This is a genomic window from Pararhizobium sp. PWRC1-1, from assembly GCF_049897905.1.
GTDB lineage: Bacteria > Pseudomonadota > Alphaproteobacteria > Rhizobiales > Rhizobiaceae > Pararhizobium.
The window spans coordinates 1-19199 of the sequence record NZ_JAFCXE010000032.1 but is presented as its reverse complement, the minus strand read 5'-3'; the positions used below and the strand labels follow the sequence as shown (position 1 = coordinate 19199).

General features: G+C 56.7%; 21 protein-coding genes and 3 pseudogenes. 11 read left to right on the top strand and 13 right to left on the bottom strand.

Translation table 11 applies throughout. From position 1 onward, the window contains the following. Positions 1-490 precede the first annotated feature (490 nt). Positions 491-930: pseudogene (locus tag ACP7E0_RS31500) on the bottom strand (Chromate resistance protein ChrB). 125 nt (positions 931-1055) lie between these two features. Here ACP7E0_RS31500 and ACP7E0_RS31495 point away from each other — a divergent pair. Then, positions 1056-1649, top strand: coding sequence for a cation transporter (locus ACP7E0_RS31495; protein WP_426130900.1), 594 nt, complete (start codon positions 1056-1058; stop codon positions 1647-1649). A gap of 705 nt (positions 1650-2354) precedes the next feature. Here ACP7E0_RS31495 and ACP7E0_RS31490 read toward each other — a convergent pair. The 4 genes from ACP7E0_RS31490 to ACP7E0_RS31475 all read right to left on the bottom strand — a co-directional run bounded on the left by ACP7E0_RS31490 (position 2355) and on the right by ACP7E0_RS31475 (position 5273). After that, the gene (locus ACP7E0_RS31490) at positions 2355-3071 is read right to left on the bottom strand and encodes a phosphatase PAP2 family protein (protein ID WP_426130964.1); all 717 of its coding nucleotides are present in this window, start codon (positions 3069-3071) and stop codon (positions 2355-2357) included. A 739-nt stretch (positions 3072-3810) separates the two neighbouring features. Then, a complete protein-coding gene (locus ACP7E0_RS31485; RefSeq protein WP_426130898.1) occupies positions 3811-4170 on the bottom strand; it encodes a hypothetical protein in 360 nt (119 codons plus the stop codon). Between the two features lie 31 nt (positions 4171-4201). Next, positions 4202-4621, bottom strand: coding sequence for a CopG family transcriptional regulator (locus ACP7E0_RS31480; protein WP_426130896.1), 420 nt, complete (start codon positions 4619-4621; stop codon positions 4202-4204). Positions 4622-5111: 490 nt separating this feature from the next. Further along, positions 5112-5273 (bottom strand): cold-shock protein, encoded by a 162-nt coding sequence (locus ACP7E0_RS31475; protein WP_426130895.1) that lies wholly within the window; start codon positions 5271-5273, stop codon positions 5112-5114. Between the two features lie 364 nt (positions 5274-5637). On the opposite strand from ACP7E0_RS31475, the gene ACP7E0_RS31470 reads away from it, so the two are divergent. Together ACP7E0_RS31470 and ACP7E0_RS31465 are read left to right on the top strand one after the other, a co-directional pair. Further along, positions 5638-5850 (top strand): DUF2945 domain-containing protein, encoded by a 213-nt coding sequence (locus tag ACP7E0_RS31470; RefSeq protein ID WP_426130894.1) that lies wholly within the window; start codon positions 5638-5640, stop codon positions 5848-5850. Positions 5851-6106: 256 nt separating this feature from the next. Next, a complete protein-coding gene (locus ACP7E0_RS31465) occupies positions 6107-6385 on the top strand; it encodes a hypothetical protein (RefSeq protein ID WP_426130892.1) in 279 nt (92 codons plus the stop codon). Between the two features lie 61 nt (positions 6386-6446). Here ACP7E0_RS31465 and ACP7E0_RS31460 read toward each other — a convergent pair whose 3' ends face one another. After that, positions 6447-6950, bottom strand: coding sequence for a MarR family winged helix-turn-helix transcriptional regulator (locus ACP7E0_RS31460; protein WP_426130890.1), 504 nt, complete (start codon positions 6948-6950; stop codon positions 6447-6449). A gap of 82 nt (positions 6951-7032) precedes the next feature. On the opposite strand from ACP7E0_RS31460, the gene ACP7E0_RS31455 reads away from it, so the two are divergent. The 3 genes from ACP7E0_RS31455 (at position 7033) to ACP7E0_RS31445 (ending at position 8911) form a co-directional block, all read left to right on the top strand. Continuing rightward, positions 7033-7443, top strand: a complete 411-nt coding sequence (locus ACP7E0_RS31455) for a DoxX family protein (protein WP_426130888.1) — start codon at positions 7033-7035, stop codon at positions 7441-7443. Between the two features lie 22 nt (positions 7444-7465). Beyond that, complete coding sequence (locus tag ACP7E0_RS31450; RefSeq protein WP_426130962.1) at positions 7466-8173, top strand: glutathione S-transferase family protein; 708 nt, start codon at positions 7466-7468, stop codon at positions 8171-8173. Positions 8174-8620: 447 nt separating this feature from the next. Next, positions 8621-8911: a hypothetical protein gene (locus tag ACP7E0_RS31445; protein ID WP_426130886.1), complete on the top strand. Its 291-nt coding sequence runs from the start codon at positions 8621-8623 to the stop codon at positions 8909-8911. 441 nt (positions 8912-9352) lie between these two features. On the opposite strand, the gene ACP7E0_RS31440 is transcribed toward ACP7E0_RS31445, so the two are convergent. Next, positions 9353-9619, bottom strand: a complete 267-nt coding sequence (locus ACP7E0_RS31440; protein ID WP_426130885.1) for a hypothetical protein — start codon at positions 9617-9619, stop codon at positions 9353-9355. Positions 9620-9873: 254 nt separating this feature from the next. Between ACP7E0_RS31440 and ACP7E0_RS31435 the strand changes: the two genes are divergently transcribed. After that, positions 9874-11151, top strand: a complete 1278-nt coding sequence (locus tag ACP7E0_RS31435; RefSeq protein ID WP_426130883.1) for a sensor histidine kinase — start codon at positions 9874-9876, stop codon at positions 11149-11151. A gap of 137 nt (positions 11152-11288) precedes the next feature. Next, positions 11289-12458: a sugar ABC transporter substrate-binding protein gene (locus ACP7E0_RS31430; protein ID WP_426130960.1), complete on the top strand. Its 1170-nt coding sequence runs from the start codon at positions 11289-11291 to the stop codon at positions 12456-12458. A 335-nt stretch (positions 12459-12793) separates the two neighbouring features. On the opposite strand, the pseudogene ACP7E0_RS31425 reads toward ACP7E0_RS31430, so the two are convergent. From ACP7E0_RS31425 to ACP7E0_RS31415, 3 genes and pseudogenes are all read right to left on the bottom strand, one after another. Continuing rightward, positions 12794-12889 (bottom strand): annotated as a pseudogene (locus ACP7E0_RS31425) (cold-shock protein); the annotation flags it as partial. Between the two features lie 450 nt (positions 12890-13339). After that, positions 13340-14632 (bottom strand): cation diffusion facilitator family transporter, encoded by a 1293-nt coding sequence (locus ACP7E0_RS31420; protein ID WP_426130882.1) that lies wholly within the window; start codon positions 14630-14632, stop codon positions 13340-13342. 54 nt (positions 14633-14686) lie between these two features. Beyond that, on the bottom strand, positions 14687-14962 hold the full coding sequence (locus ACP7E0_RS31415) for a metal-sensing transcriptional repressor (RefSeq protein ID WP_426130880.1): 276 nt from the start codon (positions 14960-14962) through the stop codon (positions 14687-14689). Positions 14963-15071: 109 nt separating this feature from the next. On the opposite strand from ACP7E0_RS31415, the gene ACP7E0_RS31410 reads away from it, so the two are divergent. The 3 genes from ACP7E0_RS31410 to ACP7E0_RS31400 are packed head-to-tail and all read left to right on the top strand — an operon-like array spanning position 15072 to position 16873. Continuing rightward, positions 15072-15419, top strand: coding sequence for a hypothetical protein (locus ACP7E0_RS31410; protein ID WP_426130879.1), 348 nt, complete (start codon positions 15072-15074; stop codon positions 15417-15419). 47 nt (positions 15420-15466) lie between these two features. Beyond that, on the top strand, positions 15467-16198 hold the full coding sequence (locus ACP7E0_RS31405; protein WP_426130877.1) for a HupE/UreJ family protein: 732 nt from the start codon (positions 15467-15469) through the stop codon (positions 16196-16198). An 18-nt stretch (positions 16199-16216) separates the two neighbouring features. After that, the gene (locus ACP7E0_RS31400; protein WP_426130876.1) at positions 16217-16873 is read left to right on the top strand and encodes a transmembrane anchor protein; all 657 of its coding nucleotides are present in this window, start codon (positions 16217-16219) and stop codon (positions 16871-16873) included. A gap of 510 nt (positions 16874-17383) precedes the next feature. Here the strand turns inward: ACP7E0_RS31400 and ACP7E0_RS31395 are convergent. From ACP7E0_RS31395 to ACP7E0_RS31385, 3 genes and pseudogenes are all read right to left on the bottom strand, one after another. After that, entirely contained in the window at positions 17384-18733 is a 1350-nt protein-coding gene (locus tag ACP7E0_RS31395) for an adenylate/guanylate cyclase domain-containing protein (RefSeq protein ID WP_426130874.1), read from the bottom strand. A gap of 85 nt (positions 18734-18818) precedes the next feature. After that, positions 18819-19103, bottom strand: a complete 285-nt coding sequence (locus ACP7E0_RS31390) for a copper-binding protein (protein ID WP_426130872.1) — start codon at positions 19101-19103, stop codon at positions 18819-18821. A gap of 21 nt (positions 19104-19124) precedes the next feature. After that, positions 19125-19199, bottom strand: a pseudogene (locus ACP7E0_RS31385) (cupredoxin domain-containing protein); the annotation flags it as partial.

Here is a 19199-nt window from a genome sequence, read left to right as displayed (position 1 = left end):
GCCAATCAAGTTCGCGTTGTGTGAGACTGGCTGGCTATCTACAGTTTTCGCGGCTTGACGAGTATCAAGATAAGACATTATCGCATGTAATCAGCGTGTTGAGGTCTGGGAAATTTGCTGGCGGGTTCTATTCCGTTTCAAGGCGACAGATATTTTGCTATGAAGACAGCCAATCGACGCAATGCGCGTTTCCTCTGTGGCCTGACCGCAAGCTTCAGGATCGCCCCCGCGTTGCGAAATTTGATGAGCGACGTTCAAGCCTACGCAAAGCAGTCAGGCCGGATGAACTTCGCAAAGTGCTACACAGTGGGCCTTCAGCCACGCGCCTTGCAGTGGTGGAGGCGCTCGCAAAGAGGCGTTCACCGCGCTCATGAGCGCCTTTGCCACCGTCGGCTGTCATCGACGTCATGTATACCCATCAACTAATGTGTAAACGCATCGGATCATTCCTGTTCCGACGGGCTGCGGTCCTCTTCCTGAAGGCGAACACCTAATTGGCGTAGCCATCCAGCAACACTCGGCATCTTCCCAGCCGTGCCTCTGCTTGCCCGGCAAGGGTTGCGTCATAGAAATCAAGCTTGCGGATTTTTTCGAACCAGGACTTGAGCTTTTTCAGGTCCAGGTCGTTCTCCTCGATCTCGGGTAGGCGAAATGATTGGCCGCTGTCTCCTTGGCGATTTCAGCTTCGAAGTCGTCGCAGCGTCCCAGAAGCTCCTTGTATTCCTCGTCGCGATCGGCGCGGAAGCGGGCAACGACCTTGTCGCCTTGTGACTTGTCGAGCGCTACGGTTTCCATGAGGACAGCGTTACCCTCCATCTCGGCAATCTCGTTCTCGATCGCTTTTAACGCGCGTCGATGATCGTCGGTCTTCGGGAGCAGACAGACGCCGTTTTGAAGATAGACCGCGCCTAGCCTTTGAGCTTTCGCCATAGCGCGACGCGACGCCGATTGGGTTCAGCGGGGACCTTGTATGTGAGGAGAAACCAAGTCTCTGTAGCCATACGCAGTTTATGGATGTAACGGTGGTTACAAGTCAACCATCGTAGTGTAAGCATATGCACCGCTATCTCGATACACCCCTACGAAGGATCGTGGCGCTCGTCGCGCTGTTGAACCTGGGATATTTTGGGATCGAGTTCGCTGTGGCGCTCAAAATCGGCTCCGTCTCTCTCTTTGCCGATAGCGTTGATTTTCTGGAGGACGCATCTGTCAATTTGCTGATCCTTCTTGCGCTTGCCTGGTCGCTCAGGAGCCGTGCTCGTGTGGGAATGGCCTTGGCGTTCATCCTGCTTGCCCCCGCAATCGCAACATTCTGGACGGCCTATCAGAGCTTCATCGATCCGGTTCCGCCGCAGCCCTTTCTCCTCACGGTAACGGGCTTGGGCGCACTTGCAGTCAATCTTTGCTGCGCGTACATGCTTGCCGCTTTTCGCCACGCAAGCGGCAGCCTGACAAAGGCCGCATTCCTTTCGGCACGCAATGATGCCTTCGCCAATATCGCCATCATTGGAGCCGGTATTGTCACGGCCTACGCGTGGCACTCTGCATGGCCCGACCTGATTGTAGGTGTAGGTATTGCTGTGATGAATATCGATGCAGCGCGAGAAGTTTGGGAAGCGTCGCGAGAAGAACATCGCGCGGCGGCATAGGCTGAAAAGTATGCCGACCCTCTCTGATCGCAGCGCGAATTAAACCTGGCTGTAGTGTTGAACCTTGAATGCCGAAATCACCAGTCTGACTGCAAGCTTGAGGTCTCGCCGTTCGCAACGTTCACTCCCGGGGGCGACCTCGCTCATCGATCTGGGTGACGGTCCTGATTGGAGGCCACGGCAGAGACGGTATTCATGGGAATTGGAGACGAGAGGAGCGCGCATGGATAAAGTGACACCATTGGAGGGTGCGTTTGACATCAAGCCTTACGGGAATGCGCTAAAGTCGAGACAAAAAAGACCCCGAAACAACGGGGTCGAAATGAATGACACAAAAGAGGGGAACTGGTGTCACCGGTAGCGTTAGCACGCGGGTGCGTCACTGCCGTGACGCTCTCAGAATGTTCCTTGTCCAGCTGGCAAGCGAGCTTTGTTGATGAGATGATGTCGCGTCAACTTTGTCGGACTTCACTCTTGCCAGAAACGCTTCGCATCGCGCAACTCATCCACAGCGTCCTGTGTCTTGCGGATCAGTGTGGACGGCAAGGGAGTTCTGAGCAACACCGGTAAGGTTAGACTTCCTTATACCAAATGGTCAGGGCGCCGCCTAAATCTCATTGCTTATAAGATCAGAAGACCTGCAGCCATTATAACATGCGCTGTGAATGAGCTCTCAGTCGCGTGGTGTTTGATAGATAAAATATTTCAACCTCCTCGGTTCGTTGTACCGCCCAGGTACCACCGCCCGACCAGCCAGCAAAGACTTGCCCATGCCGCTCCGGCACACCATCCGGCGAGGACGTCGGTGGGATAATGGACGCCAAGATAGATACGGCTGAGACCGATTAGGAGCGAAAGGAAGACGGCGATCAACATGATATACATTCTGACGCCGCTCCGGTCTTGTGTATGCACGAGGATCGCAGCAATCGTCAAATACGTGACCGCCGATAGCATCGCATGGCCGCTCGGGAAGCTCAAATCGTTGACTTCGGTGAGATGGGCAACGATGTCCGGCCGCGGGCGTGCCACGCCCAGTTTTAGGGCATGACTGACCAGCCAGCCTCCCGTTACGGATAAGAAGAGCAAGATTGCAAGGCGACGACGCTGCGCCAACAGAAGATATCCGATCGTTATCAATGTCACGAGGGTCAACACGGTGGTGCCGCCAAGACTCGTTACGTCTCGTACGGCATGGCCGACCCATCCAGGACCGATCGGAAGAGACGGGTCACCGGATTGCCTGAGTGACAGCAGTATCGCCTCGTCGATGCGCCGGGTCTCGCCCTCCAGTACTTCGCTTGCCAATGTGAAGAAAAGAAAAGCACCGCCGGAGATCACCCCGAACAAGATCAATACGGTCAGCTCAAACGCCCTAATTCGCTCGATCAATGTCCGACCAGCGTTATGGAATGGCGACATGATGATCCCTTTGTTCACTTTGGCAGTCAGAGTGTCTTTCTATCGTCAGCCGCCGGACGCCTGCATGAGAAATCGTTGTAAAGCCTGAAACCGACGACATTCGTCTCGACCCCATCGACACATCGCTATAGGCCGCATCGACCCGAAACTCGCAAGTCGCTTCGTTTTGAACACGCGCCCGAGCTCGCGGTCAGCATGTAATCCACGGGACCGGACGCGCCAAAACGATCATGAGCGCTGCGATAATCAACTCCCCCTGCTGGAATACCAACCGAGCGTCACGGAAGCGGCATCTTTCCCATATCCGTTTTCGTGGATGAAGTAACCGATTTCCGCAAGTGGCCATGTGTTCGCTCAGGCCAAGATCGATCGCCGTTTTGCCCCGCTACCAGCAGGTCCCATTCATCGGAGACAGCCTGCGGTCCTCAAAGTCGAAATAGGTGGAACGTTGATCGATGATGTCGGACGGTTCGCCGAGGAGCTCGGACCCGAGAAGGGCGTCGAGGTCCGTGGGCAGAATTTCGAGTTTCAGTCCAATTTCCGTAATCGTGGCACCCGTCTGCTATCCGTGTTGAAACCCTCGTGACATCTGTATGGTTCATGAGTTCCATCATCATATGACAACGGCTGCTCGAAGCCGGAACGTAGAGCTTGTAACCTCGCGTGCCTGCCGCGCAAGTGAAGCTGCGCGCCAGATATTGGGCCCCATCCGGAACGAAAGGCGAGGGGGAACGTTTCGCTACACCGGGCAGTCCGCCGCCGGAAATCGAACCGAACTGTCGGACGCCTGACCCTCGTCCAGCATCCTCAGCGTTTCCGCGAGCGATCGTCGTGGCCTTAGCGGCCGGGACGGATACGTCCGAGTGCCGGCGGGCTCCAGTTTTGTCGAAGGCTCGACGACCTCGGCGTTTGGATCGACGGAGAAAGGTTTTGGACGCTTTTTCGCCGCAGGGGGCATGATATCGGGAGCTGGGCCGGGCTCCTTCGCGGCCGCTCGCTCGGCAAGGGCGTCCTGGATCACGCGGGTGGCCTCGGTGAAGTTCATGGCATGCGTGGAGAGCGTCGCCCGGCGCATGGCCGCGGCAAATTCATTGTTCATGGTCTTGTCCTTGTTTGGGGGCGCTAACGCCTTATCGCATGCGATCTGCGAGCGCGGCTTTCAGTTCCGTGCTGGCCTGGAGCGCGCCGAGCACGGTGATGGATTCGATGGTTGCAAGGGCGAGTCCGGGCGTGACGTCGGCGGCGATACGAGCAAGGCCAACCACCTTGATGTGCACTCGTTCGCCGGCTGCCTTCAGCGATTCCAGATCGGCCCTGCTGTAGTCGCGCAATCCCAGCTCGAGGGTGTGGCGGACGATCGACTGTTTAACCGCCTCACCGTCGACGCCAAGCTGGTTGCGGATCGCCGTACGTATGAAGTCGGTGCGGTTGGAGTAAAACCCTTCTTGTACGAGAAGGTCAATACGACCGAGGTCGACATAGCCGAGGTTGATGGTGATCTTTTCCGACTCTGCGACCTTGTCGCGAAGCTTATAAACATTGTCAATCATTGTTTTCTCCATCCGTGTGGATGGTATATGGATGGACGAAATGCGCAATTCAAGAGGCAGCTGAGTGCGTATGCCACTTCTGGACGGGCAGCCCCTAATTTCAAATGCGCGGTAACCCCCCGCCCGTTCTGTATATACGGCCACTGTCGCGCTGCAAGGTGCATGACGTACGCTGAAAGCCCTATCATCTGGCCTGAAGCGTGGATCGAACGTGTCGGCGTTCTCGACGCGCAGACCCAACTGTGCCTGGAGGGAGAGCGACTGGTGCCGCGGCTCGGTGGGAACGAATCTGGCCAACTCGTCTCTTCAACCCGCACAAATGGTGTTTGCACGATCAGCGACCTTGACTGCAAGGCACACTTCAAAATCGGATAGTTGCAGGGCCACGTCCTGCGGGTCCGCAACAAGTTGCAGACCAACAAACAGCGAGTGCAAAAGCCATATGTTTGAAGACGGTGGCTAGATAGTACTCAGGTCCGCCGCCGAAGTCTTACCGGACGAGTTCGTATGCGACCTTCTGACCGTTCGGGCCGAAAAGACCGGACCGCTCCACAGCCGAGACATTTACGAACACGTCGAGCGATCCGTCATCCGGCTGGATGAAACCGTAGCCTTTGGTGACGTTGAACCATTTCACAGTTCCTGAGGCCATCACACTCGCTTCTGTTTTCGCTTGAGAACCCCACGCGCTCGCAGGCAATCAGGGCAGCTTAGAGGGGCGAGGCGGTAAGAAGTGCGACCGGCACGCTTAGCGCGGATGCGGTCAGCGCCAGCATCGCCGCCATGTTGATCAGCTGCACGCGTCCGGCAAGCCTCCCAGCGGCGATTGCTCCGGTTTGCGGCACGAGTGGAATGGACTGTATCGGGATAACGACCGTCTTCTCTACGAGTCTCTGCCGCAGTATTTCACCGAATGAAGGAACAACTGCCGCTCATGGCAGTTCCCGGATGTCCCCGGAGCGCGGGGCCATGATGAAATCGGCTAGATCCATGCCAACAGCTCCAAAGGTAATCCGATGAGCGAAAACTTAAAGAAGGACGACAAGGTCGAATGGGAGACCAGCCAAGGGAACACCGAAGGAAAGATTGTCAAAAAACAGACGTCTGACACGAAAATCAAGGGTCATACCGTGAAAGCAACGAAGTCTAATCCACAGATGATCGTTGAGAGCACCAAGTCTGGCAAACAAGCCGCGCACAAGCCCGAGGCATTAAAAAGGAAAAGCTGAAGCCAGCCCTCTCTGCCAGCAACTTGAATTCGAAATGCTGATGGTGCCGATCCTGACGCCGACGATCCTGAAGTAGGAACAACTGGCCAAGGTTCACGGCGCATGGGGGGTGGCCACGGCAATAGCGTCGGGCTGGAACGGCTGAAAACCTTTTGCGTGGATTTGGTAATCGACTATCGCGTGCAACGTTTTGGAGAGGTTGCGACCGCAGCAGGCGGCATCGATCTAGTTTTCGAAACTTTGTCCGGCGAAACCCGTGACCGCTACTGTAGCGGGCTGCGCGGCGTTCTTGCGCTTTATCCCGGGTATGGCCGGTGTCGCTTCTCACAGGGCCGGCAAGTCCGCTCTCCGCGGTCTCACCTTTGCCATGGCAGAGTTGGTAGCAGACGGGATCCATGTCGCCATGGTTACGGTTGCCGGTTCGGTGGCGCCGGGAACCGCGTTCGATCCAGACCACATCGCGCGGCACTATCTCGATCTCCATCAGCAGGCGGCGGGCGCATGGGAAACCGAAAGGCATTTCGATGGTCGCTGAGCGTTCCCAACCTGACTGTCAGATTTCATGATCTTCTTGCAGGGCCATTTCCCGCCACTGATTACTTGGAAGCTCCAGCGGCGTGCTCTGGGCCCCAATCTCCACAATCCTGCGCGATATAGGCCAATAGTTCAGCCAGTTGATCGGCTTGGGCTTCGTCCAGCTTGCCGCCTAGAAGCCGCTCAATTGCTGATCCGTAAACACCCCAAATGCGTGTTTGCATGGCGCGGCCGGCATCGGTGATAATGACCCAACGGCCTCGCCCGTCCTCTGAGAAGACCTCACGCTGGACGAGATTTGCTTTTTCCATGCGGTCAAGAAGGCGTGAAAGATTGTGTTGCGCCAAGAGCGTGCGCGCCTCGATTTCATAGGGTCGTAACTTGCCTCTTTCGGCTCGGGACAACTCTAACAACACGTCATACCAGCCAAGCGGCGGCAACACATTCGCTTTCAATTCCTGGTCAATTGCCGCAATGAGGCTTTGATGAGCACGCAAAAGGCCCACCCAAGCCCGGGTGACGGCGGGCGATGGCTGTGCAGCTAAGACATGTGAATCGTCGGACATAAATGCATCTGCATCTATATTGACCTAAAAGGCAAGCTTCTATATAGATGCAAATGCATTTATATAGAAAGGCGACTCTCTCATGCTTCAGGACCGACTGTCCGATTACGCCGTGACGCTACTGCGCATCAGCCTTGGCGTAATGTATCTTGCCCATAGCGTCGTGCTTAAACTCTTCACCTTCGGCCTTGCTGGCACAGCAGGTTATTTCGAATCCATCGGCCTCCCGGGGTGGCTGGCTTCTGTCACGTTTGCCGCAGAAGCCATTGGTGGCATCATGCTGGTTCTCGGTATTTATGCCCGATGGGTTGCTGTGGCGCTTATCCCAGCGCTGATTGGAGCGATCATCTGGGTACATTCCGGCAATGGATGGGTGTTCACTGCGCCGGGCGGCGGTTGGGAGTATCCTCTTTACCTGATCATTTTGTCCGTCGCGCAGTTCCTGTTTGGCGACGGGCCCCATGCGCTTCGTCCTTCCCGCGCAATTCAGTGAAGCAAAAAAAAGCGAGATCGTCATGTTCAATACAAAGTTGACCCTCATCAGCCACCATCTATGCCCTTACGTGCAGCGAGCCGCAATTGCCCTGACGGAGAAAGGCGTGCCGTTTGACCGTCGGTATGTCGAGCTGTCAGCGAAGCCTGACTGGTTCATCGCAATATCCCCGCTCGGGAAGGTACCTCTGCTGATCGTAAAACAGGACGACGGCAGCGATACAGTGTTGTTCGAGAGCGCCGTAATCTGCGAATTTATCGAAGAAACCCAGCCCGGGCCTCGGCTCCATCCGGACGATCCACTGGCGCGGGCCCGGCATCGGGGCTGGATCGAGTTCGGCTCCTCCATTCTTTCGGACTTGTGGGGTTTCGAAACTGCCAAAGATGCAGCTACTTACGACATTAAACGCAAGGCACTCATCGAAAAGTTTGGTCGTGTCGAGGCTGAGTTGAGCGACGGACCATTCTTCGCCGGCGAGACATTTAGCTTGGTCGATGCTGCCTTCGCACCGATCTTTCGATATTTCGATGTCTTCGATGCGATCATACGAACCGGCGTGTTTGATGCGCTACCGCGTGTGACTGCGTGGCGAAGGTCACTCGCCCCGCGCCAGAGCGTACGCGATGCTGCCACAGAAGACTATGCCGACCGGCTTAATTTATTTCTCCGCAACCATGACGCATGGCTTCTAAAGACGAGTCGCCGCGACGTCGCCAACCGCTCGGATTAGTTGGTGTCGTTTGGCAGTTAAACGTGAGAATGCGTTCGTTGCAGCAGCTCTTGGCAGTTAATTTGAGATTATACACCCACGTTGCCATTTGAAAGTTTAAGTATCTATAAATGTGCAGGTTTAGTGGATGTCAGCTGCTAAGATGTGAGGCCGCTGCCATTGCGGAAAATATCAAATTAGGTGCCAAATCAAGGACCGGAATCTCAAATCAACTGCTCGCTCGCCCAGCCCGAGGGGTTCGCTCCAATACCAGATCAGTTCTTAGTGGTAGCGTCGGCTTTAGCGCTGAGTCTGCAATGTCGTTGACTGAAAGCGAAAAGTAGCGCTGGGGAAAACTCGGCTACGCATTGCTTGCGGCGCAGCTGCTTGCAAGCTCTCGTTTCTGCAGCGCCGGGCTTGAACATATTGACACTACCGAGAGCGCATAACAGCCTAGCCGAGATCAGAATGGAAAATTTCAGCGGGTATCTTGACGTGGATATTCTCCAATCTACATCATTTTCCATCGTGACAATTGCCGTTTTGAAATGCCGGCAGGGCAGGAGGACTCATGTCATGAATAAGATTGCGAAAAAGAGGCGCAAGCGAGGTCTCTCAGCTCTTGGCGATTTCGATGAGTCGAAACGCGTAGCCGAGGCGGTCATTGATGCCAAGCGTGATGCGGATCGTCACAAATCCGAGCTTCTAAGGGCATTACGATTGGCGCGCGTCGGGTTGACAACTGAGCCGCCTGAATGACCTGTCGAGGACGATTGGTCGAAAATTAAGCCTATTGATCGACCGTCGAGCTTGCCTATAATTCCACCGGGGAAAAGTGCTGCGCTCTTGTTGATCGGAAATGATCCATGTTGACACATTCAATACTCATCTTGGAAAACGAGGCTCTTATCGCCCTCGACTTGGAAACCACGCTCATGGATGCAGGTTTCCAAGACATCACGGTTGTAACTTCGTGTGCAGACGGTTGCGAATATCTAAAGAGGCACACGCCTTCCTGGCACTCCTTGACCTTCATCTAAACGATGGCGATTGCACCAAAGTTGCAATTCTGGCTAAAAAAAACAGCGGAGGCCGAAGGCATCAAGATACTCCCCAAGCCGTACCAGCTTGTTGAGCTATCAGCGGCACTGAAGGAAGTTCTGGCGCGGCCCTGATACGCGTCGGGCTTCCCTTAAGCAGTCACTTAAGCGACCGCCGGGTGGTTTCAGGCGCGTCAGCTAGGCCGGTTTCTCGATGCACGCGCCCGGCTATGGTGATCAGATCGACGGCATCCGTGGACCCATCTCGCGCGGCGAGCAGAAGGGTCTCGAGCACGAGCGAAACCTGGCGTGCAACCTTTCCGATCGGCAATGGCTTGCCAAGTAGAAAGCCCTGCAACTCCTCGCATCCGGCGTCCGCCAGGTTTTCGGTGACTTCCGTCGTCTCAAGCTTCGAAGCCGCACGCAAATTCCGCCTCTGAACAAAAACAGAACTGACATTGCCGCGAGCAGATTGGAGAAGATGGAATCCGCCGGCTCGCGGCCACACAGGGGGATTTCCGGCATATTGAATATTGGAGCGCCTCATGTGGAACAGCTGAAACCAAAAAATCCTTGTGGCGCGGCGTTGTCAAATAGGGCACGAATGCGCCGATGCCCATTTCGACCCAATCCATTCGGCGATCGACGTCCGCGTTCCTTCTTATAGGTTTCGTGGCCCTCATGGCTATCGTCGCGATGAACTTCTGGCTTAGCGAACGGGCGCAGAGCTATTTTGAAGACGCAAGTGGAGCACGTGATATACGGATCGCAGCTGTCGAATTGCGAAACGCAATGCAGACGGCAGAGTCCAGTCAGCGTGGCTTCATCATCACCGGCAATGAGATCTATCTGGCGCCGTATCAGGCAGCCAAATTCCAGGCGCAACGTCATTTGGCAGCGCTTCAGACGCTTCTGCCGTCCTACACGGGATCAGATGTAAAACTTGAAAGGCTAAGCACGCTTATCGTGGCCAAGTTCGAAGAGCTCAACCATATGATTTCGCTGAAGCGGGAAAAGCGCGAGGAAGAGGCACTTGCAATTATCCGGACCAACATCGGAAAAGCGCAGACGGACGAAGCCAACGTTTTCTTTGCTGGTATCATTGGACAGGCCGATAGCAGACTGACGGCGGGCGTCGCAGAGCAACGCACCAACAGTGGATGGCTTCGTCTTGTATCCGGCATCGGCGCACTCGTTATCGTTGCGGTTATTGGTGGAGCGGCCTACAGCATCACACGCTACACTAAGGAATTGAGAACGACACGCGACCAAGTCAATGTCCTCAACGGAGAACTTGAGCAACGCGTGGCGACCCGGACGGCAGACTTGACGCAGGCACGTGACCACGCCGAGGTGCTGCTTTCGGAGGTCAATCACCGTGTTGCCAACAGTCTATCTCTCGTCTCATCCCTCGTGAGCCTGCAGGCCAAAGGCGTAGTCGATCAGTCGGCCAAGGACGCGCTTACGGAAACACAAGACCGTATCTTTGCAATCTCGCTCGTCCATAAGCGCCTGTATAGTTCCTCAGACGTGCGCTCGGTCGAGTTGAACGAGTACCTATCTGGATTGTTGGAACACCTTCGAACATCGTTGCGCAGTGAAGGACACGGCGTAACGCTCTCATTCGACATCGAACCGATTGAGCTGGACACCGATGCCAGCATCAATCTCGGCGTAGTCATCACCGAGCTTGTCACTAATGCGTTCAAATATGCATATCCCGATCGACCGGGAAACGTCAGGGTGCGCGTACAAAGACTTGAAGACCAGGTCGAGTTGGTTGTCGAGGACGACGGTGTCGGGCGTGCGGAGGGCGCACCAGCCAAAGGGACTGGTGTAGGCACTCGTATCGTCAATGCAATGAGTATGAGTTTGGGTGGCAAGATCGAATATAGGAGACGGGAACCCGGCACCGCCTCATATCTGGTGTTTACACCAAAGCGTGGGCTCCCATCGTGAGCCGGCTCTCCGGAGGCTTCGCCACAGAGGACTGGTAGCCGAACATCAGTAGAGTGACCGACGGACGCTGTCGAGCCGCTTTCAACTTGCTGCTAGAACTTGCTCAAAAATCAACCTCGCAATGATGAGTGATTGAAATGCCTTTACGCCAAGACATGAACAACGGTTGGTTCCCGGCCACGCGACTGATGGTTCTCGCCGCTTTTATTGCTGCGGGTAACTTCCCTGGGCCAGCAAATGCTCAGGAGGGGTCGCAAGGGATTACCGAACGCACGGTGTTTCCGACTTTTGATCCAGTGGCGCCCAGCTGCAGCAAGCCTTCTGGACTGACCAACGTTCTGGCATATGTGCAGGAGAATGAGCGCGAGTTTTTGCAAGGTGTAAACAACGGCCTGGCGATGGCTGCAAAAGACCGAGGTTTGCAATACCGACGCAGCGTGGTGGAAAACAACGTCGCCGAAGCTGTCGCAGAAATACAATCTTTTCGGGCCGCCAAGGTGGGCGCCCTGATCGCTACATCATCCGACCCAACTGCGGTGAGCGGCAGCCTTCGGCAAACGATCTGGTCAGGTGCGTTTGTCGGAACGATTGTGCCGCCGCCAGCCACCTTGCTGCTCAATGCGCCACAATATGCGACAGGCGAAGCGCTGGCCGAGGCTGCGATCACACACATTAATGCCAAGCTAGGAGGCAAGGCCAATGTAGTCTTGTTGACCCAGGATACGATGGAGTTTCTGACACCTCGTTTCGAAGCCATGCGAGATGCCCTTGCTGCCCTACCCGGGGTGACAATTGTCGCCGATATTGCGCCAAGCCCAGTCACCAAGGAGAGCGGCTTTGCGACCATGAACACGATTTTGCTGGCCAACCCTAATATCGACGTCGTGCTCGGTGGAGACGCAGTGGTGCTTGGTGCGCTTAAAGCACTGCGTGCTGCGGGCAAGGATCGCCCAGATCAGTTTCTCGGTGGTATTGACGGCGAGCCGGAAGCTGTTTCAGAAATCAAGAAAGGTGACAGTCCGTTCAAGGCAAGTATCTCGCTGTCTTCTCCGGTATTCGGTTACGCCATGGGGCAGTTTGCTGCCGACTGGCTTGACGGCAAGAGCATCCCTCAGGCAATGGACATTCTACCGATCGCACTTCAGGAGAACAACATCGTCCAATATGAGGCCGATTGGGGCAATCCAGCGGCGGTCTTCGCTGATCCCGATCAGAGGGAAAAATATCTCAAGATGTACGGCAATACCTGTTTCGACACGCGCGACCGATATGTGAATTTTCCGTGGTCGTCGGAAATCAGAAAATAGGTGTAACTCCGGGCTAAGGGGCTGTGCCGTTCCTGTCGGGCGAAACCAACTTGACGCCAAAGCGTGATGCTCCCGCAACAATCAGGCATGGCTGTTGAGTTACAGCAGGATTTGACCCATTTTTTCATCTAGAGTTACCTCACCAAATCCGATGGAGTGAACTCTACGCAGACAACTTTATTCGGCTTGAGTGGATCGGGGCGAAATGGAAAGTGGTTCAAACTGAAACGATAAATACCAGATGGCGAAGAGCAGCAGTTTTCAGTGAGCCCGTAGAGCGCGGACGAGACCAGCCTGCCCCAATATATAGATCAGGCTGGTCTGTGGCCTGCAGGTCAGGGCACACTAACGTTTTCAGCCTTCGATTTTCCGGTCTTGCGGTCCTGGCCAACTTCGAAAGTGACCTTGTCACCTTCTCTCAGCGACCCGCCGATGGGTGCGGCATTGTGAGGAGTGTCTCGCTCCTGACGAATTTCTCGTTGTCGCTGCCGAAAGCGAGCTCCTTAATCCTCTCGATCGCGACGTCGCGTGAGCGGCCACCGTTCGCAAAATGTCCTAACGTGAGGGTCGAGATCGAGGCCATCAGTTTTTTGACCGCCCAATTCAGCGGGTGTGCGGGAACCGTTTGATTTGACGCCCGTTTCCTGCGGTAAACAACAAAATGGAGCGAGTCATGACAACCACCACCCGCGGCCGCAATCAGGACCGAGCCCGCGTCGCCCGCCCTGGGGGGCGTCGCCGCCGGATGCGGCGATCAGATATCCAGACAATCTGAGGAGATCAGGCACGTGCGCTTAGGCCACGGGTAGCCCCGAAGGCCGCGACGAAGAGGCCCGAATAGGCGAAAAGATCACCCACGGCTGGATGCCCGCGCCACGCTTCTAATGATGGTGCCCCGCAGGCTCGAGCATCTTGAAGGCCAGTCGCTCGCTGTCCGAAGCGTTGGAAAGCACAAGCTCTGCGTCGAACTCGTGCGGTTCGGCGGGAGCCTCTACGCTCTGCAGAAGGTGGTGGTCGCCCGCAACCGGGACCAATGCGTGCTGTTCGAGTCCAGCGTCGCGCTTGATGGCGACGGCGGCCGAGAGACCCTCGGAATGCCGCGATACGCGCAGGCGAAAACGCTCTCCGTCCGCGGTATCGACGATTTCGAGGAGACCCTGCGCCAGCTTGCCGTTCACCTGGAACGGGTCAGGGGCGTGATGGTGTCCCTGCGGGTCTGGTGCAACGATCCTGACCGTCGCGACGGCAAGCGCTGGAATGTGGGCGAAGAGTTGGTCTTGCAGCTTGGAAGTGATGACGTTGGCCTCGGCAAGCAGAACGCCCTCGTCAATGACCACCGCGACATCGACATGGAGCTTGTGCCCCAGCCAGCGGGCCTTCGCCGCCGTGACCTTGTCGATGCCTTTGATATGCGCGGCGGCGTGTTCGATCTCGTCGACAATCCCAGGCTCGACGCCATCCAGCATCCGCGTCAGCACCGATCGCGCCGACTGCCAGACGATACCGAAGATGGCCACGGTGATCAGCAGGCCGACGATCGGATCGGCGATCGCAAAGCCCAACCAGACGCCGATGGCTCCGGCGACGACCGCAAGACTGGTCAGGCCGTCGGTGCGGGCATGGAAACCGTCGGCGATCAGCGCTGCGCTGTTGATTTCCCTGCCAACGCGGATACGGAAGACCGCGACGGCTTCGTTGCCGATGAAACCAATGACGCCAGCGGCAATCAGCCAGCCGAGATGAGATATCGGTTCCGGATTGATGAGGCGGTTGATGGCCTGGTAGCCCGCGACCAGCGCACTGAACAGGATGATCATCACGATGATGATGCCCGCCAGGTCTTCGACGCGGCCAAGGCCGTAGGTGAAGGTCTTGGTCGGCTTGCGCCGCGCCAGCACGAACGCGATCCAGAGGGGGATCGCCGTGGTGGCGTCAGCCACGTTGTGGATGGTGTCGGCGAGGAGCGCGACGCTGCCCGATATCGCGACGACCACGATCTGCATTGCCGCGGTCGCCGCGAGGATGACGAACGACCACTTGATCGCCCAGATGCCTCGATCCGTCGTCGCAATGGTCGCGTCGATCACGCCATGCGTATGCCCGTACGTACCATGGGGATCGTGGCTGTGGCCGTGACTTCCAAAGCCAAACCAGTCGAGAACTTTGTTCCACATAGCTAACTCACATTCTCTTTCGTTGTCCCGAAGCCGCACATGTCGGCTCATCGATCACAGGTATTTCGCGATCGCCTTGAACTCGTCGATCATCCGCCTTTGAGCGCCGCCGAGGGGGCCGACCGCGTCGTCCAGGCAGTGATCGAGATGATCCTGGATCAGGGTGCGCTTGGCGTTGGTGATCGCCTTCTCTACGGCCTGAAGCTGCTGGGCGATGTCGAGGCAGGGACGGCCGCCCTCGATCATCGCGATCACGCTCTTCAAATGTCCCTCAGCCCGCCTGAGCCGCTTGACGATTTCTGGATGGGTGGCGTGTCGGTGTTCTGTCATGAACGATTACCTATCCCCCTGGAGAGGATATTTCAAGTGGCCGATCTTGCCCGAACCCGCGAAGCCGGATATCAGTGCGACCATGGTGTTTTGTCGGGGAAAAAGACCGTTGACCGTTTTCGTCGCCTTCATAGCGGCGATCGCGGTGCTGTTCCTGACGCTGGCAGGCGTTGGCGAGCATGCGCCGAGCCTCCATTCGACCATGGCCGCAGTCAGTTCGGAGAGCCACGTCCACGGCCATTCGCATGACGATTTCGACCTCGTCGATGTGTCGTCAGACGATCTTTCCGACCATCATCATGCCGACCACACCCACGACAAGGCTGGCCTCGTAACGGCCCTGGGTCTCGGATACCGCCTTCGGTCCGCTCCTGCTTATCCTGTCACATCCGAAAGCGTAGCCGACGGACCGCCTTACGGCATCCGCCGCCCGCCGCGCACCGTGACTTTGATTTGACGACTGCCGCTCTCGCGGCGTGTTCAACGCAATCACGGAAATTCCATATGAAGCAACCACCTCTTAGGGGCGGCGGTCGCGGGTTATCATCCCGTTCGCTCGTCCTCCAGTTCATCTTGGTCATGTTGTCGCTATTTGCTTTGGCCGGCACGGCTGCCGCACACGCCGTCGCCGAGGGCGACAAGGGCTACATCCAGGAAATCACGGGCGTCCATCTACTCACGTTCATCTATCTCGGGGCAAAGCACATGGTGACCGGATACGATCACCTTCTGTTTCTGTTCGGCGTGATCTTCTTCCTCTACAGGCTGAAGCACATCGCTATCTACGTCAGCCTGTTCGCCATCGGACATTCGACGACCATGCTTCTGGGTGTCTATTTCGGGTGGAACGTCAGCTCCTACCTGATTGACGCGATCATCGGCCTGTCGGTCGTCTACAAGGCGCTCGACAATCTCGGGGCCTTCCAGCGATGGTTCGGCTATCAACCGGACACGAAGCTCGCCACGCTGATCTTCGGATTCTTCCACGGTCTCGGTCTGGCGACCAAAATCCTTGAATACGACATCGCAAAGGACGGCCTTGTTCCCAACCTGCTCGCCTTCAATGTCGGCGTGGAGATCGGCCAGCTCATCGCGCTCGCCGTCATCCTCATCGGCATGAGCTACTGGCGCAAGACATCGAGCTTCCTGCGCCACGCCTACACCGCCAACGTCCTCATGATGACCGCCGGGTTCGTGCTGATCGGATATCAGCTCACCGGCTATTTCGTTGCTTAACTCGAAAGGAAAACGACCATGTTCAATTCTCAGGCACCAGCACCAGGCGACCTGCCATCCTCGAAACAACTGGTGAAGTCCACGGTCATCGCCGCTGCTGCGGCAGCCGTGATCCTCGTCACTATCGTTCTTCCGTCGGAATACGGGATCGATCCGACCGGAACGGGTAGCGTCCTCGGCCTGACAGAGATGGGCGAGATCAAGACCCAGCTTGCCGAAGAGGCCGAAGACGATCGGCAGAAGGCACAGGAAGTCAAATCACCGGCTGCGACCAGCGGGACAGTACCTCAACAGGGATCAAGCCTAATGGACCGTCTGTTCCGGGAGCTTGTTGCCGGAACAGCGCACGCCCAGGAAATGCGCCAGGATAAGATGTCGGTGACGCTGAAGCCAGGTGAGGCGACCGAAATCAAGCTGACCATGTCGAAGGGCGCGAAGGCCACCTATGTGTGGACCGCGGAAGGTGGAGTCGTCAATTTCGACATGCACGCGGACGGGGACGGCGGCGAGACCACCAGCTATGAAAAGGGGCGGGCTACACCAACCGAGTCCGGCGAAATGGAAGCGGCATTCGACGGCAAGCACGGCTGGTTCTGGCGCAACCGAACCGCCGCCGACGTCACGATCATCCTGAAGACTTCGGGCGCGTATTCCGACATCAAGAAAGTTATGTGACAATGGTTACCGTGCCGTCGTCTCCGGCGGCACGGTAACTCCCGATTCGGCCGATGTTCGCAACGCTCGACAATCGCGGGGAGCGATCTATAAAAAACTGTACTTGTAATCTCGACCGTCCGTGTCTTCGATTCTGACTGTTTTAGGGCTTTACGAGAATCCCTGTGACCCAAATGAATTGGTGCTATGATGCGTTCCTCACATACCTTGGGAGGGGTCCATGTGGATCCGCACGATCTTGATGCTTCCGTTCGCGATGCCCGTTTCCGCCATCCAGGCCCAGTCAGCAGAGCGGCCGCCATTCCACGTTTCGCATTTCCAGCACGACGTTACCGTCAATCTAACCGTGACGTCGCTACAGACATCGCCCGTCCAGGACTACGACTTCGACGTGACCATCGGCCTGACGGAGTTTGATAGCGCTGGTTCGATCAGGTACATCGACAAGGGAACCCACGACGTCCGCGTGAAATGCGACGGCCCAGGCAGGGTCTTCGTTGGTGGCGCGGTTTACATTCCAACCAGTGGTGTCGCCGGAAGCGACTGGAAAGAAGACCTTTGGAAATCGGTCTGCATGTCCCCGGTTTCATAACCGGCTGGCGGCACGAGGTCGGCAGCGCGACGAATATACGCGATGTTGAGCGACGCTTTCCTGCCGGGGATACTGACGCCCGTTGTGTACACCCAATCATTGGCCCCGAACATCCTCGGCACCTCTTCGATCATACGCTCTGAAACCACGAGCGGCGATTTTAAAAGGCTTGCCAAAGACTCCAGGCGTTGGGCGACATTAACGGCGTCGCCGATCACGGTGAACTCGTCATGAAAACCGCTTTCAATGACCCCGCCGAGAATGGTGCCATAGTGAAGGCCGATCCCCACGTCCAGACAGGGGCCGCCCCTGTCAATGTTGTCGTTGCGCCACTCGCCGAGCGCCGCGGTCAAAGACAACGCGCAGGCCAATGCCCGCTGAGCATCGTCCGCCTTGGGCTTCGGCTGCCCGAAAACCGCCATCACGCCATCGCCGATGAACTTGTCCACAGTCCCGCCATAGGCGTACACTGTGCCGGCGACGATATGCCGGTACTCTCCGAGGACACGGGCAAGCTCGCGTGCGGAAGTCGTTTCCGCATATGACGTGAAGTCGCGGATATCGACAAACATGATCGCCGCGTCACGCCGCTCGAGGTCAAGGCTGGCACTGGCAGTCTGAAGATCGGCGACGACCCCTGGCGAGAAGAAGCGTGACAGGTTCATGCGCTTCTCCTCGATCCTCAACGCCTGCCTGATGGTGCGGTCGTGATCGCGCGCCAACAGATACACGGCTAGCGCCGTGAACGCGAAACTCATGGTCAGGCCGAGGTCTTGGTTGAAGAAGTTGGTCAGCAATGTTCCGGGCGTGCTGGCGTTGTGACGGAACGCCATGAGGGCAAGCATAAGCACCCATGCCAAGACCACGATGGTCGAAAACAAAACGATCAGTCTGCGCTCGAGCTTCAAGGCTACGTGGTTCAGAAGGATGAATGACACGACCAAGCTCGACGTGGTAAGGGCGTGGTCTTGCGTGATCGGACTAGCCAGGATGTGTTCATAAAGGATCACCACGACCAAGGCCGCATCGAGCGTCACGAACAGTGTGCCGAGGTGCTTCTGAGTCGGGAAATAGACAGCCACCGCGACGGATGCCACGCTGACGATCAGATAGACCGAGCTGACGATGACATGGGTCGTAAAGCTGGCGAGCCCGTCACCGAAAACGAGATTGGCGAACAGGATCGAAAGGACAACGAACCGCAGCGAGGCCGACCGTAGTTCCCGGGTGGAAGCGCTGTTGTTAAAAGGCGATGATTTCTGATCCATTGATCCAGATCGGTACGATCGGCATACGCCGATCCGAGGAATGAGGTCGGAAGGGCCGAGCCTTGGAAAGCCCGGCCCTCTCGCGTTACTTGACTTCCGTGACCGTGATTTTGCCTTCGACGCGCTCGGCGACAAACTCGATGCTCCCGCCTTCCTTCAGTTTATCAAGCATGGCGTCATCCTTGACGCGGAACACCATGGTCATTGCGGGCATCTCGAGGGATTTGAGTTCCTCGTGGATAATCGTGACTTTCTTCGCTTTGGCATCGACCTTCTTGACCGTGCCCTTTGTGAATTCGGCGGCGAACGCGCCTGAGGCGAGGGCGACTGCGAGAAGGGCTGTCGAGGCGAATTTGATGATGGATTTCATGTCATGTCTCCTTGCGTCGGATTATTTCTTGGCCACGGTCACGTCGCCGTGCATTCCGGCGTCGTAGTGACCGGGTACGAGGCAGGCGATCTTGAA